This is a genomic window from Pseudomonas sp. NLJ1 (assembly GCF_049486705.1).
Classification (GTDB): domain Bacteria; phylum Pseudomonadota; class Gammaproteobacteria; order Pseudomonadales; family Pseudomonadaceae; genus Aquipseudomonas; species Aquipseudomonas inefficax.
This window is the reverse complement of record NZ_CP137735.1, coordinates 288,676-302,974: the sequence shown is the minus strand read 5'-3', so window position 1 is coordinate 302,974 and position 14,299 is coordinate 288,676. Positions and strand designations below refer to the sequence as shown.

Here is a 14,299-nt window from a genome sequence, read left to right as displayed (position 1 = left end):
TACCCCGCCACGCTTCATGGGGCTGTTCTCGATTCCAGATCCATCTCGGACGGCCAGTTTACCTTCGGTGCCAAACGCAGGGCGAACTCACACCACAGCGCATCGTTGTGGTCTTTGGGTTCGCCTGGTGGCGACAGGGCTGAGGGGCCTTCCTGCATGTAGGTGCAGATGTAGGCCCAGGCATGCTCATTGGCGCCCATCGTGACCAGAGGAAAACGGTCGATGACATTGTTTGTGCCTGGGGCAACGATGGAGAGTGTGACACCCCATTTGAAAATTAATCCACCGTTTGGCAGTGCGCCGGTCTGGGACCAGCGCTCGGCGCGGACTTGGAACCAGTCGTAACTGACCGGTACGACTTTGCCCTTGTCGAAGGGGTTCCACCACTGATGCTTGAAGTTGTAGGCGTAGATTTTATTACGGGCCCGGTTGAATCGAATGGGCAGGTCTCGGGGCGCTGAGAGATCTGCCCGGAACAGGACAACAGTGCACCATGCTGACAATGAGAGCATGATGATTTCCTGAAGAACACTCTCGATGTCCGTTGGGTTTGTATGCCTGATCACCCAAGGAAGGTCAACCAGGATCGAAATCAGAAAGATAAGTGCCAATATCGAAACGATCCCACGATACGCCATTGCTGAGCGACAAATCTCGAGGTAAATATCATCTTGAAAGTTCGGCGTATGGGGAGCCAAGCCAGGTTCTAAAGTCGGTGCATCGAAGGGCGATGGCAAGTCCTCTTGCCAGCCAGTGCAGGGGGGGGCAGTCTTGGGCGGCTCATTGTTTGTCATTCCTGCTGGTACGTAGATTGTTTTCTTTTTGCAATAAATTGGGCGCATCCGGTGGCCTGAATCGTGTGGTGGTCGGACAGTGGCAATGATCCTTGGATGCTGGAGCTCCCGTCGCGGATGACACCCATTACCTGCGGATCGTGGTCGGGCATCTGCGACAGTAGCTGGGGGACGACCCCACGGCGCCGACCATATAACCCCTGTGGGAGCGGGCGTGCCCGCAAAGAATCCAGCGCGATGCATGGCACCGGCTGCGCCGGTGTTCGCGGGCATGCCCGCTCCCACATTGACCGCATTGTCTTCAAGTCACGCGTAGTACCGGTGGAAGCTGGCCTACCTGGGTTTGGGCCGGAGCGAGCAGCGCAAGACAGTAAGCTCAGGGGGCGGTTCTCGACTCCAGATCCATTTCCGCTGGCCACACTACTCGGGGTGCTAGGCGCAGCGCGAACTCACACCAGAGCACATCGTTGTGATCCTTGGGTTCCCCGGGTGGTGGCAGGGCTGAGGGGCCTTCCTGCATGTAGGTGCAGATGTAGGCCCAGGCATGTTGGTCGGCACCCATGGTGCTCAGGTGAAAACGGTCGATGACGTTGTTCGTGCCTGGCGCAACGATGGACAGCATGACACCCCATTTGAAAATGATCCCGCCGTTTGGCAGGGCGCCGGCTTGTGACCAGCGCTCGGCACGGACTTGGGACCAGTCGTAACTGACCGGCACGACCTGGCCTTTGTCGAGGGGGTTCCACCATTGGCGTTTGAAGTTGTAGGCGTAGATTTTCTGGCGCGCACGGTTGAACCTGATGGGTAGGTCGCGAGGGGGACATATATCAACTTGGAATCCAAAAAACGTACACCAAACGCCAAGGAGCAGCACAAAAACTCCAATAATGACTAGCTCAATGCTGCCAATACTCCAGCTTTTGAAGATCATATGAGGAACCTGCAGCGTAAATATGGCCGCAGGTAGAGAGAGCGCCGAGAGGATACCTCTAGGTGAAATAGGGTGGCGAGGCACTTCAAGGTAAATCGTATCTTGATGGTTTGGTATCTGCCTGCCCAAATTCCTGTCAACGACTGGAGGAGTGGCTGGGCCAGGCAGATCCTCCTTCCAGCCCGCGCAAGGAGGGATTAGTAATGGGGAGGCCAATTGAGGTGCTCCAAAGATCTGATGCTGTTCTCTGTCATTGTTATCTGTGCACGAGCCGACTCGTCATCAGGATCAGGCCAATAAATCAGGCTCAACTCCAGAGAGGTAACGTTGTGGTGATCTGTCAAGGGGAATGCCCCTTGGATGTTCAGGATCCTGCTTTCTGTGTCGACGCTTTTGTGTAGGCTGTTTAGTATGTCGTCTGCAAAAACACCGGCAACACTCAGTGCTGAGCTTGATGGCAATACTAATCTAGTGCTGTCTCCTGATAGGGTGATGGTTCCTTTGCTTCCCCCGGTTCGATGCAAGTCCAGCTTCCATTGATAACGTGAAGTACCCACCGTGAAATTTGGCATGCTCAAATACGCGTTCAGTACAAAGCCTGCTGCCACCGTACTGCTATCACTGGTTACTGATTCACTTCCCCCCTGTTTGAAGCCAATTTTTATCGAGGCCTCTGCTCTCATGCCAAGAGCTGCGGCATTCAAAGCGCCAATAGCCAAATCAATACTTTTTGCCTCACACCAATACCGATGTTCGGGTGGTAACCCCCATCTGCTACGTCGAGCCCATAGTTCTGTCGCGGAGGATTCTTTTTGCTTCGCCCTGGTCGCCAATGCGTATGCTGTCAAGCCCAAGATTATCGCGATCCCCAGCGGCCCTAGCAATGTGCCTGGGACAAGGGCGGCATAGCCCGCCGGGAAGATCGTGGCAAAGGCAATGGCGCTTGCATAACCATAGGTTTGGGCGGACGCAACGTCCCCCTGGTCAGCTGATCTTCGCGCAGCGAAGGCATATTGTGCTGCGTCAGATACCCCCGCGAGTGCTGCTATGACGCCACCGAACTTAGCGATGCGCTCACCTAAATTCACAGTGCTAATAGCGCTTGGCCATAGCTTTTTCGGGCGAAGTAACTGTGCGGTAAGTCCCACACTCTCTACGCTTGTTCCCAGCACACCAAGGGAAGAAGACCATATTGCGGCGATCGCTTCCGAGTCTACGTTGGAAGTTTTAAGTAGCGCCTGATAATTTTTGCGCAGGCTATCTTGATGGAACCATATTCCGCCTAGCCCAAGCATCAGGCTGGCGCTTGTCGTGTTTGTTACAGCACTCCGCAAACTATTAGTCGTATCGCTTGCCAAACTACGAGCCGCCTCTGCACTTAGCCGAAAAGTGTTTGTACCGACAGTAATTGTACGCGCCAGCATAGTGGCTCTCGATACGGCACTTGCCCGCAATTGAACTAGCCGCGCCTGCAAACTCTCGGCGCTTTCCAGCGTCCAGAGCATCACCTCGATCATCTGGCTACGGTTACCCGCTGCCGCAATATTGATCGCCCCACTCAGCACCATGGCCCGCACCTTGCGGCCCAGGGGATCACGGAACTGCTTGTCTACCTGCTGCAGAAACGCGTCGGTCCGCGCCTCCAGGGCTTCATTGAGCAGGCTCATGTACTCGCCCACTGTCAGCGACACGCGCAACGGCGTTACCTGCTGCCCGGCGAACAGGGCAAACGCCGAGCGATGCACATGGCCGATCAGGGTCTTGGTCCGTTCACTCAGGTGCTGGCTGAGCGCATTCCCTGCGCTGTTGGTCGCGGCCAGCAACTGGCCAACGGCATCCTGTATCGGCTTGATCATCAGCAACTGGCCATCGGCGGTGCCGGCGATGCCCTTGATGATGTCGTACACCTTGCCGAAGTCGTCCCCGGCCAGCGCGCTGGTCACCTGCTGCATCAGCTTCTGGTTCTTGGCCAGCAGCGCCTGGTAAAGCAGGCTGCGGTCGTCTTCCAGCAACTGCTGCCAGATATGCTGGGTGATCCCGAGCGGCTGACCCTCCTGAGGCAGGGGTTCAGTGGGCCCGCCGGCCAGGCAGGCGGCCATCATCTGGATGAAGTACTCGACCGAAACAGGGGAGCTCGCGTCATAGTCGTGGTAACCGATTTGCTGAAACGCCCGTTTGGCATAGTGGCGCGCATACAGATCGCCAACCTGGTCGATCATCGACTGCCAGTTTGTCAGTTCGCGGTCGTAATCGGCCTGGAACGCGGCGCGGGCGCTTTCGTCGTAACGCTCTTCCAGCCGCTCGCGCGCTTCTTGCTGTTTGCGCGCGATGTTGCGTGCGGTCTGCGCGTCGATGTCCACCGGCGGCAGATACGCCTTGGCCGCGATCGGGCTGTCGTTCCACTGCTTGACCTGCCGGGCTTCCCGCTGCGCGTCCTCGGCACCCTGCGCGGCCGCCGTGGCCGCGTGCAGTTCGCGGATGCCCAGTAGTGCTTGCGAGGTGAAGTATTCGAAGTGCCGCTGCGGCTGCGCCCGCCATTCCTGCAGGGCTTGCACCCAGCCAGTGCGTTGCGCGTTGAGCTCCATGACCATGCCGACCGGGTCGGGCAGCGTCAGCGCCAGCAGGCCATTGGGCAGTTGTTCCTGCTGGATGACATTGCGTACATGGGTGCGGGTTTCATGCCAGCGGCCCAGGCGGCTGTAAAAGCCATGAGCGCTGGTGAACCTGGCGGAGGAAAAGGTAGAGAACTCCAGCACCTGCTCCAGGCCGAAGCGGAAGCTGTCGGTCATGGCGATGCCGAGGCTGGCAGGGTCGTTGCGTGCGGTGTTCAGGTCCACTTCGACGAAGCGGGCGAGGGTGCCCGGGTCACTGTCGGCAATGCCTTGCCGATAGCGGTCGAGTACCGCACGGGGCCAGGGGTCGTTGGCGAAGGCGATCCAGGCCTTGCGGTAGAGCAGGGTATCGATGTTGATGAAGGAGGCGATCACATCGTGGCCTTCGGTGGCGCATACCTTGGGTAACGACCTGGGTGGCCCCAAGGGCATCTGCGATACCGGAAAGCGCTGCAAGGTACCTTCCGCCGCTACCTCGTAGGCCTGCCAGATTTCCTGGTCGAGCAGTACGTAGACATAACCCTGGCGCAGGAGGCGCAACTGGTCGGTGTGCATCGGGTGGAAGATGATTTCGCTATCGTCTGCCAGGCGATAGGGGCGCCCTGTATCCGGGCGTGGGGCGTAGGCCTCGCGCAGCAGCAGAATCGGCAGGCCGGAGCGTTCGCAGGCATTACAGGTGCCGTAGGTATTGGGGATCTCTTCCTGCATGGCGATGTGGATGGTTTTGCTGATGCTCATCAGGAGTTCCTTTTCCAGTGATTTGACGCAACGGCCAAAACACTAGCGAGGAACACCTTCGCGGGGGAGCGATGGGCTTCCTAAAATGTTGTAGGATTTTTCGCTTTACTGCCCTGTAGGAGCGGCCTTGCGTCGCGACGGGCTGCTCAGCAGCCCCTGGATCTTGCAGGCGACAAAGGCCTATTGCCCCAGCATCTGTCGCACCAGCCACTGCCCGGCCGGCCCGAGCGCGCGACGGCTCGACCAGGCCACATCCATGTCAACCCGTCGCGGGTACCCGGCCACCTGCAGCTCCACCAGCCCACTGCCAAACCGAGCCACCAATGCCCTGGGCAGTTCGGCCCAGCCGAACCCGCGCACGGCGAATTCCAGCAGAGTGAGGTAGTCCGGTGCCGACCAGGCCTGGCCACGCCCCTGGTGCAAGCTTGGAGCATAGGTCTTTATATACAGCTGCCTTACGTTCTCCAGGTGCTGCGACTGCACCTTAGGCAAAGCCGCCAACGGATGCCCGCTGGCCACATACACTGCAAACTCTGCCTGCTCGGGCAAGCGTGCCACGGCAACGTCAGCGGGATAGCTGGGCTGGGTGGCAAGAATGCCGATATGTGCCAGGCCCTGCTGGATCAGCTCGATCACATCGGCATCTTCCGACGGGCCGCAGCGCAGCTCGGTATGCGGGTAGTGCTGAGCGAAGCGGGCCATTACCGCGCCCTGGAAGGTAACGCTGTAGCTGTCCGACATCACTACCGAGACCAGTGCCTCGACGTTTTCCGCCAGCCTTACCGCCAGGGCATCGAGCTGGGCGCTGGCATCGAGAATCGCCTCGACATGGCTCAGCACCTGCCGCCCAGCCTCGTTCAGGGTGGGATGACGGCCGCCACGCTCGAACAACGGGCAACCTACATCGACCTCGAAATTGGCGATGGCGATGCTGATGGTGGACTGGCTTTTGCGCAACTTGCGCGCCGCAGCGGAAAACGAACCCAGCGATGCAGCTTCGACAAAGGCGACCAGAGCTTCGGGTGAATAACGCATGGTATTGATAAAACCGATGGTAGCTATGTCGCGAGTATCAGTTCTATCAAAGAAGATGGGAAGCACGACTCACGCAATGGATGGATTTTGCAATGAAAAACGTGTCTTTCAGCGAACGCCTGGTTCATGCCGTCGGTTATGAAGTGTTCGCCGTGCTGCTGTGTGCGCCACTGTTGTCCTGGATCATGGGCAAGTCGCTGGCGACGGCGGGAGCGCTGGCGGTGACCCTGTCGGTGATCGCCATGCTGTGGAACATGGTCTACAACGCGCTGGTCGATCGCTACGTGCAGGTCGAGCGCATCCACTGGAAGGCCAGCGTACGCTTCGTGCACGGCCTGGGCTTCGAAGCCGGGCTGGTGGTGTGGTGCCTGCCGGTGGCGGCCTGGATGCTGGAGATTTCGTTGCTGCAGGCGTTCATGGTGGAGCTGGGCTTCTTCGTGATCATCCTGCCCTACACCGTGCTGTACAACTGGGCTTTCGACAAGGCCCGGCACCTGCTGATGCAGCGTCGCCTTGCATGAGAACTACCTGCCTGCGCCGTACCTCGATTTGTGCATTGTGCGGATATCCTGGGGCCGCTTCGCAGCCCTTTCGCGACACAAGGCCGCTCCTACAGGGACGGCGCTGGTTTCAGGCATGCGCTGTACCTGTGGGAGCGGCTTTAGCCGCGAACACCGGCGCAGCCGGTGCCATCCGAAGTTGACCGGGTCAGCCGAAAAAAAACGGGGCATGCCATCGCTGGCATGCCCCGTCCTTCAAACCGCTAAAGCGCCTCAGGCGACCTTGACGATCCAGCCAGCCGGTGCTTCCACATCACCGCTCTGGATACCGGTCAGCTCGTTGTAGAGCTTCTGGGTAACCGGGCCGACCTTTTCCAGGTCGTGGAATACATGCAGCTTGCCGTTGTACTCGATGCCGCCGATCGGTGTGATCACCGCAGCGGTACCGCAGGCGCCGGCTTCGATGAAGCGGTCCAGCTTGTTGATTTCCACATCGCCTTCGATCACGGTCAGGCCCAGGCGCGATTGCGCCAGTTCCATCAGCGACAGGCGAGTGATACCTGGCAGCACCGAAGCCGATTTCGGGGTGACGAACTCGTTGTTGGCGGTGATGCCGAAGAAGTTGGCCGAACCGACTTCCTCGATCTTGGTGTGGGTCAGCGGGTCGAGGTAGATGGCGTCGGCGAAGTTGGCCTTCTTCGCTTCTGCACCCGGTTGCAGGCTGGCGGCATAGTTGCCACCGACCTTGGCCGCGCCGGTGCCTTGGGGAGCCGCGCGGTCGAAGCTGGAGATCTGGAAGTTGTGCGGCTTCATGCCGCCCTTGAAGTACGAGCCAACCGGGATGGCGAAGATCGAGAAGATGAACTCGGGGGCGGTGCGCACGCCAATGTTGTCACCGGTGCCGATCACGAACGGACGCAGGTAGAGGGCGCCTTTGCCATGCGGTGGTACGAACTTCTCGTTGGCCTTGACCACTTGCTTGCACGCCTCGATGAACACATCGGTCGGCACCTGCGGCATCAGCAGGCGGGCGCAGCTGCGCTGCATGCGGGCGGCGTTCTGGTCCGGGCGGAACAGGTTGATCGAACCGTCCTTGCAACGGTAGGCCTTGAGGCCTTCGAAGCACTGCTGGCCGTAGTGCAGGGCCGTGGAGCCTTCACTGATGTGCAGTACGTTGTCTTCGGTCAGGGTGCCTTTGTCCCACTCGCCATTGCGCCATACGGACAGGTAGCGTTTGTCGGTCTTGATGTAGTCGAAACCGAGCTTGTCCCAATTAATGCTTTCGTTGCTCATGACACCCTCATTGTCTTGCAAGTGCCCGATTGCTCGGGCTGCTGTTATATGCGCACCACGCCACCATAATACATCCGTGGCAGATCGGGAACGGCCAGTCACGAATTGATAGCCTGCAATGCATTCATTGCAGCTTCTACAGGTGCAGGTACTCGTCCAGCGCCAGCTGGTCGAGCAGTACCTGGTCGTGGGACGCCACCACCAGCGCCCCGCGAAACTGCCCGAGCATGTGTTCCAGTGCGGCCAGCGACGGCAGGTCCAGGTGGTTGCCGGGTTCGTCCAGCAGCAACAGGTCGAGTGGCCGTTCGCGGTACAGCACGGCGGCCAGTGCTGCCTTCATCCGCTCACCGCCGCTTAGCAGGCCGCTGGGCAGTTCGATGCGGGCCGCATCCAGGCCCAGTTGTGCCAGGCGGCTGCGCAAGTCGCCCTGGGCCAGTGTCGGGTTTGCCTGGCGCAGGTGATCGAGCACGCTGGTGTGGCCTGGTAGTGCGCTGCAGTTCGCGCGCCTGGCGTTGCTGCTGCTGTTTCAGCCTGGCAAGTTGCTGTTGGGCCAGCGCCGTCTGGCTGGCTTTCTGGGCCGAATAGAAGCTGTAGTTGCCGCCATAGGCCTGCAAGCCCAGGCTGGTTCCACGAGTGCGCCGCGGGCCCTGTGGGAGCGGGTTCACCCGCGAAACAGGCGACGCGGTGGATGGCACGGGCTTCGCCCGTGTTCGCGGGTGAACCCGCTCCCACATTGCCGGCGGCACCCTTAAGGTGTGCGCTGGACCTGTAGGACCGCGCATGCCCCTGGTTCAGCGCCCCATCAAGCGCTTGCTCCAGTCACCCCCGTGGCTCTGCTGGCAAGCCTCTTCACTGTCAAACCGCACATGCCAGGCCGGATGATCCAGCTGAATGCCGGCCTGCTCCAGTGCAAGGCCCGTCAGCGCCAGCATGCGCACCTTCGCGTCGCCCGCCACGGCGGCGGCCTTGTCGGCCTCTCGCTCGAACACCCAGGTAATACGCAGGCTGGCCGGAAAATCCTCGGGCGCGAGACGGTGGGTAAGCCAGCTGAAACCGACGATCTCGGCCTTGGCGGTTTCGCAGGCTTCGGTCAGGCAAACCACCAGTTCACGCTCCAGGCGTGCCATATCGCGCTTGTTCAGGGGTTTCACCGGTGGGCCTCGCTGCTCAAAGCCACCACTGTAACGCAGTTGCGCCACTTGTTGTCGGCCAGCCCGACAGCAATGGTTGACCACCCGCCAGCCACTGCGTAGCCTTGCCACTTCGAGGTTCTTCGGCCAGGCCGAAGCTAAGACGGGAACGCGGTACAAGCCGCGGCTGCCCCCGCAACTGTAAGCACCGACAACGGATCGACACAGCCACTGCGCCCGCGCGCGGGAAGGCGTCATCCCGCCAGCCTGCTGCACCAGCGGGCACATGGAACGGTGCGAGCCAGGAGACCTGCCTCGTCACGTTTTCGACTTTCAACCGGGCGGGGTGATCCGGTGGCGAACAAGCCCGGCCGGCATGGCCCGCGGCTGTCGTCCTGCATGCCCGCGCCAATCTGCCAAGGGCAATGCGACATGAAAACACTGGCCAAGCTCCCCGTCACCATCGTCACCGGCTTCCTCGGCTCGGGCAAGACTACCTTGCTGCGCCACATGCTCGACAACGCCCAGGGCCGCCGCATTGCGGTGATCGTCAACGAGTTCGGCGAGTTGGGCATCGATGGCGAAATCCTCAAGCAGTGCAGCATCGGTTGCACCGAAGAAGAAGCCAGCGGCCGCGTCTACGAGCTGGCCAACGGCTGCCTGTGCTGCACCGTGCAGGAAGAGTTCTTCCCGGTGATGCGCGAGCTGGTGGCACGCCGTGGCGACCTGGACCATATCCTCATCGAAACCAGCGGCCTGGCCCTGCCCAAACCGCTGGTACAAGCCTTCCAGTGGCCGGAAATCCGCAATGCCTGCACCGTCGACGCGGTGATCACCGTGGTCGACAGCCCGGCCGTGGCCGCCGGCACTTTCGCCGCCTACCCGGACCAGGTCGATGCCCAACGCAAGCTCGACCCCAACCTGGACCACGAATCACCGCTGCACGAACTGTTCGCCGACCAGCTGGCCAGCGCCGACCTGGTGGTGCTGAACAAAGCCGACCTGATCGACGCCGAAGGGCTGGCCAAGGTCCGCGCCGAGGTGGCTGAAGAGCTGCCGCCGGCGGTCAAGGTGATCGAAGCCAGCAGCGGTAAGCTGCCGCTGGAGGTGCTGCTGGGCGTGGGCGCCGAGTCCGAGGCGCACATCGATGGCCGCCGTACCCACCATGATTCGCACCATGACGGCGATGACCATGACGATCATGACCACGACGCCTTCGACTCCATCTCCATCGACCTGCCAGAAGCCGACGAAAGCCTGCTGCTCGACGCCCTGACCCAGCTGGTGGTGGAGTTCGGCATCCTGCGCGCAAAAGGCTTCGCGGCCATCCCCGGCAAGCCGATGCGCCTGCTGGTGCAAGGCGTGGGTACCCGTTTCGACAAGCACTTCGACCGCGCCTGGCGCGCCGACGAGCCGCGCATCACCCGCCTGGTGCTGATCGGCCAGGACCTCGATGCCGCCCAGCTGGAAGCGCGCCTGCGCCAGGCCCTGGGCGCCTGACCCATGCACCTGCTGCGGACCCAGCCCGGCGGCTTCGTGCCGGATGACAGCATTGCCGACCTCGGCCAGACGCCCGCCGAGCTGGTGATTCTCTGCAGCGGCGATTCGCACCTGGCATTGCTCGCCGACACCGCCGAGCAATTGCCCGACGATTACCCCAGCCTGCGCCTGGCCAACCCGATGCAGGTACAGAACCATGCCTCGGTCGACCTGTATGTCGACCAGGTACTGCGCCATGCCAAGGTCATCCTGGTGTCGCTGCACGGTGGCGCAGGCTACTGGCGCTATGGCGTCGAGCAACTGGTCGAGCTGGCCGGCCGTGGCGTGCAGCTGATCCTGGTGCCGGGCGACGACCGTCCGGACCCGGAGCTGACCAGCCTGGGCAATGTCAGCAGCGAGCAGGCCGAACGCCTCTGGCACTACCTGCGCCAGGGCGGCAAGGCCAACGCCATCAACCTGTTCAACTGCCTGGCCAGCCAGTGGCTGGGCCGCGACTATGCCTGGGACGAGCCGCAGCCTTTGCCGCGCACCGCCGTGTATCACCCGGCCAAGGGCAGCGCCACGCTGGAGGACTGGTACCCGCAGTGGCACCCCGAACAGCCGGTGGCGCCGCTGCTGTTCTACCGCTCCCATCTGCAGGCGGCCAACACCGCGTTCATCGATGTGTTCTGCCAGCGCCTGCAGGCCGCCGGGCTCAACCCGTTGCCGATCGCCGTGGCCAGCCTCAAGGAAAGCGCCTGCCTGGAGCAGGTCGAAGCCTGGCTGGACGAGGTGGGTGCCGAAGTGCTGGTCAACACCACCGGCTTTGCCCTGTCCAGCCCCGAGCGCCCCAACCTGCGCCCGTTCCGTCGCGATATCCCGGTACTGCAGGCCATCTGCGCGCAAGACAACCAGCCCGGCTGGGAGGCCAGCGAGCAGGGCCTGGGGGCGCGTGACCTGGCCATGCACATTGCCTTGCCCGAACTGGACGGGCGCATCATCACCCGCCCGGTCAGTTTCAAGGACATGGCGTGGCGCAGCGAGCGCAGCCAGTCTGACGTGGTCTGCTACCGCGCGCACCCCGAGCGCATGGATTTTGTCGCCGAGCTGGCTCGCCGCTGGGTCGAGCTGGCGCGCCTGCCGAATGGGCAGAAGCGCGTGGCCCTGGTGCTGGCCAACTACCCGACCCGGGATGGCCGCATTGGCAACGGCGTTGGTCTGGATACGCCAGCGGCCGCGCTGAACATCCTCGAGGCCCTGCAGGCCCAAGGCTATCCGCTGGCCGATTTGCCGGGCAGTGGCACGCAACTGATCCACCAGTTGCTCGGCGGCGTGACCAACGACCTCGACCAACTGGACCTGCGCCCCTGCGCGCAGAGCCTGAGCCTGGCCGATTACCAGGCCGCCTTCGAGCGCCTGCCAGAGGCCAACCGCCAGGCCGTGCTGGAGCGCTGGGGGCCGCCGCAGCAGGACCCGATGTACCGCAGTGGCCGGTTGATGGTGGCCGGCCTGCGCTTTGGCTTGACCTTCGTCGGCATTCAGCCGGCGCGGGGCTACCAGGTGGACCCCAGCGCGGTGTACCACGACCCCGACCTGGTGCCGCCGCACGGCTACCTGGCGTTTCACTTCTGGCTGCGCCATGCCTTTGCCGCCGACGCGGTGATCCACGTCGGCAAGCACGGCAACCTTGAATGGCTGCCCGGCAAGGGCGTCGGGTTGTCGGCGCAGTGCTGGCCGGACGCCTTGCTCGGCCCGCTGCCGAACATCTACCCGTTCATCGTCAACGACCCGGGTGAGGGGGCCCAGGCCAAGCGCCGCACCCAGGCGGTGATCATCGACCACCTGATGCCGCCGCTGACCCGTGCCGAAACCTATGGCCCGTTGCGCCACCTGGAGCAACTGGCCGACGAGTTCTACGAAGCACAGCTGCTCGACCCGCGGCGCGCGCGCGAGTTGCAGCGCGACATTCTGGAGCTGGTCAAGGCCAACCACATCGACCGCGAACTGCAGCTGGAAGGTCAGCTGGACGATGCCGCCGTGTGGCTGCCGCGCCTGGACACCTACCTGTGCGATCTGAAGGAATCGCAGATTCGCGATGGCCTGCATGTGTTCGGCCAGTCCCCGGAAGGCCGGCTGCGCCTGGATACCCTGCTGGCGCTGGTGCGGGTCGAGCGTGGCGACGGTCGCGGCGGCAATGCCAGCCTGCTGCGGGCTTTGGCCAAGGCGCTGGTTCCGGGTTTCGACCCGCTCGATTGCGAACTCGGGCAGCCGTGGCAGGGCGCACGCCCCGAGCTGTTGCAGGCCGTGAGTAGCGAGCCCTGGCGCACCTGTGGCGATACCCGCGAACGCCTCGAACTGTTGGCGCTGCAAGTAATCGACCAGGCGCTGGGCGGAACAATACAGTTACCAGCCCAGAGCGAATGGCAGCCGGTGCACGATGTGGTGCAGGCGCTGCGCGAAGGGGTAGCCCCCAGCCTGGACGCCTGCGGCAGCGCCGAAATGAATGGCCTGCTGGCGGCGCTGGCCGGGCGTTTCGTGCCCGCGGGCCCCAGTGGCGCGCCCAGCCGCGGGCGCCTGGACGTGCTGCCCACCGGTCGCAACTTCTATACCGTGGATGTGCGCAACCTGCCCACCACCACCGCCTGGCGCCTGGGCTTCGCCTCGGCCAACCTGATCCTGGAGCGCCATCTGCAGGACCACGGCGACCACCTGCGCCAGCTCGGCCTTTCGGTGTGGGGCACGGCAACCATGCGTACTGGCGGTGACGACATCGCCCAGGCCATGGCGCTGATGGGCGTGCGGCCGGTGTGGGCCAGCGGCAGCCAGCGGGTCGACGATTTCGAGATCCTCCCGCTCAGCCTGCTCGACCGCCCGCGGGTGGACGTGACCTTGCGCGTTTCCGGCTTTTTCCGTGATGCCTTCGGCAACCTCATCCGCCTGTTCGATGCCGCAGTGCAGGCGGTGGCGGCACTGGACGAACCCGACGATCTCAACCCCCTGGCCGCCCGCGTGCGCAGCGAGCGGGCCGCGCTGCAGGACCAGGGCGTGGACCCCGAGCAGGCCGCCCGCCAGGCCGGCTGGCGGGTGTTCGGTGCCAAACCCGGGGCCTACGGCGCCGGGGTGCAGAACGCCATCGACGGGCGCCTGTGGCACAGCCGCGATGACCTGGCCGAGGTCTACCTCAACCACGGCGGCTATGCCTACGGCGCCAGCGACGACGGTACCCCGGCCCGCGCCCAGTTCGCCCAGCGCCTGGCCAAGGTGCAGGCGGTGCTGCAGAACCAGGACAACCACGAACACGACCTGCTCGATTCCAATGACTACTACCAGTTCCAGGGTGGCATGCTGGCGGCGTCGGAAACCTTGTCCGGCGCGGCAGTCGCCAGTTACCACGGTGACCATAGCCAGGCCGACCGGCCGCGCATCCGTACCCTCAAGGAAGAACTGAACCGGGTCATCCGCGCCCGCGCGCTGAACCCGAAGTGGATCGACGGGGTCAAGCGCCATGGCTACAAAGGTGCCTTCGAGATGGCGGCGACGGTCGACAACCTGTTCGCCTTCGATGCCACCACGCAGCTGATCGACGACCATCATTACCAGGCGCTGGCCGATGCCTACGTGCTCGACCCGGCGACCCGCGATTTCATGCGCGAGCACAACCCCGAGGCCCTGCGCGACCTTACCGAGCGTTTGCTGGAGGCCCAGCAGCGCGGCCTGTGGCAGGCGCCGGGCGACTACCGCGAAGCCCTCGAGGAACAACTGCTCGACGGCGAGGAACAGGCTTGAA

Annotated in this window: 9 protein-coding genes, 1 pseudogene and 1 riboswitch; of the genes and pseudogenes, 3 read left to right on the top strand and 7 right to left on the bottom strand. The window is 62.8% G+C overall.

Annotated features, from left to right (window positions below; genetic code table 11):
- Positions 1 to 14 precede the first annotated feature (14 nt).
- From R9B85_RS01335 to R9B85_RS01320, 4 genes are all read right to left on the bottom strand, one after another.
- Positions 15 to 842, bottom strand: a complete 828-nt coding sequence (locus R9B85_RS01335; RefSeq protein WP_423770752.1) for a DUF6708 domain-containing protein — start codon at positions 840 to 842, stop codon at positions 15 to 17.
- Positions 843 to 1,170: 328 nt separating this feature from the next.
- Positions 1,171 to 1,725, bottom strand: coding sequence for a DUF6708 domain-containing protein (locus tag R9B85_RS01330; protein WP_243432512.1), 555 nt, complete (start codon positions 1,723 to 1,725; stop codon positions 1,171 to 1,173).
- A 197-nt stretch (positions 1,726 to 1,922) separates the two neighbouring features.
- Positions 1,923 to 5,075, bottom strand: a complete 3,153-nt coding sequence (locus tag R9B85_RS01325; protein WP_423770751.1) for a T6SS effector BTH_I2691 family protein — start codon at positions 5,073 to 5,075, stop codon at positions 1,923 to 1,925.
- A 180-nt stretch (positions 5,076 to 5,255) separates the two neighbouring features.
- On the bottom strand, positions 5,256 to 6,110 hold the full coding sequence (locus tag R9B85_RS01320; protein WP_112249498.1) for a LysR family transcriptional regulator: 855 nt from the start codon (positions 6,108 to 6,110) through the stop codon (positions 5,256 to 5,258).
- A 92-nt stretch (positions 6,111 to 6,202) separates the two neighbouring features.
- Between R9B85_RS01320 and R9B85_RS01315 the strand changes: the two genes are divergently transcribed.
- Positions 6,203 to 6,631, top strand: a complete 429-nt coding sequence (locus R9B85_RS01315) for a multidrug/biocide efflux PACE transporter (protein WP_112249497.1) — start codon at positions 6,203 to 6,205, stop codon at positions 6,629 to 6,631.
- A 252-nt stretch (positions 6,632 to 6,883) separates the two neighbouring features.
- Here R9B85_RS01315 and R9B85_RS01310 read toward each other — a convergent pair whose 3' ends face one another.
- The 3 genes and pseudogenes from R9B85_RS01310 to R9B85_RS01300 form a co-directional block, all read right to left on the bottom strand.
- Positions 6,884 to 7,903, bottom strand: coding sequence for a branched-chain amino acid aminotransferase (locus R9B85_RS01310; RefSeq protein WP_013972500.1), 1,020 nt, complete (start codon positions 7,901 to 7,903; stop codon positions 6,884 to 6,886).
- Between the two features lie 136 nt (positions 7,904 to 8,039).
- Positions 8,040 to 8,529: pseudogene (locus R9B85_RS01305) on the bottom strand (AAA family ATPase); the annotation flags it as partial.
- Positions 8,530 to 8,694: 165 nt separating this feature from the next.
- Positions 8,695 to 9,054, bottom strand: a complete 360-nt coding sequence (locus R9B85_RS01300; protein WP_112254063.1) for a hypothetical protein — start codon at positions 9,052 to 9,054, stop codon at positions 8,695 to 8,697.
- Positions 9,055 to 9,152: 98 nt separating this feature from the next.
- Positions 9,153 to 9,365, top strand: a riboswitch (cobalamin riboswitch).
- 100 nt (positions 9,366 to 9,465) lie between these two features.
- On the opposite strand from R9B85_RS01300, the gene cobW reads away from it, so the two are divergent.
- Both cobW and cobN read left to right on the top strand, forming a co-directional pair.
- The gene (gene cobW / locus R9B85_RS01295) at positions 9,466 to 10,533 is read left to right on the top strand and encodes a cobalamin biosynthesis protein CobW (protein ID WP_003247913.1); all 1,068 of its coding nucleotides are present in this window, start codon (positions 9,466 to 9,468) and stop codon (positions 10,531 to 10,533) included.
- Between the two features lie 3 nt (positions 10,534 to 10,536).
- On the top strand, positions 10,537 to 14,298 hold the full coding sequence (cobN, locus tag R9B85_RS01290) for a cobaltochelatase subunit CobN (RefSeq protein WP_423770750.1): 3,762 nt from the start codon (positions 10,537 to 10,539) through the stop codon (positions 14,296 to 14,298).
- Position 14,299 lies beyond the last annotated feature (1 nt).

Bases quoted from the DNA above. Each gene is read 5' to 3' on its own strand.
- R9B85_RS01335 (WP_423770752.1), bottom strand. From the start codon at position 842: ATGCGCCCAATTTATTGCAAAAAGAAAACAATCTACGTACCAGCAGGA.
- R9B85_RS01330 (WP_243432512.1), bottom strand. From the start codon at position 1,725: ATGATCTTCAAAAGCTGGAGTATTGGCAGCATTGAGCTAGTCATTATT.
- R9B85_RS01325 (WP_423770751.1), bottom strand. From the start codon at position 5,075: ATGAGCATCAGCAAAACCATCCACATCGCCATGCAGGAAGAGATCCCC.
- R9B85_RS01320 (WP_112249498.1), bottom strand. From the start codon at position 6,110: ATGCGTTATTCACCCGAAGCTCTGGTCGCCTTTGTCGAAGCTGCATCG.
- R9B85_RS01315 (WP_112249497.1), top strand. From the start codon at position 6,203: ATGAAAAACGTGTCTTTCAGCGAACGCCTGGTTCATGCCGTCGGTTAT.
- R9B85_RS01310 (WP_013972500.1), bottom strand. From the start codon at position 7,903: ATGAGCAACGAAAGCATTAATTGGGACAAGCTCGGTTTCGACTACATC.
- cobW (WP_003247913.1), top strand. From the start codon at position 9,466: ATGAAAACACTGGCCAAGCTCCCCGTCACCATCGTCACCGGCTTCCTC.
- cobN (WP_423770750.1), top strand. From the start codon at position 10,537: ATGCACCTGCTGCGGACCCAGCCCGGCGGCTTCGTGCCGGATGACAGC.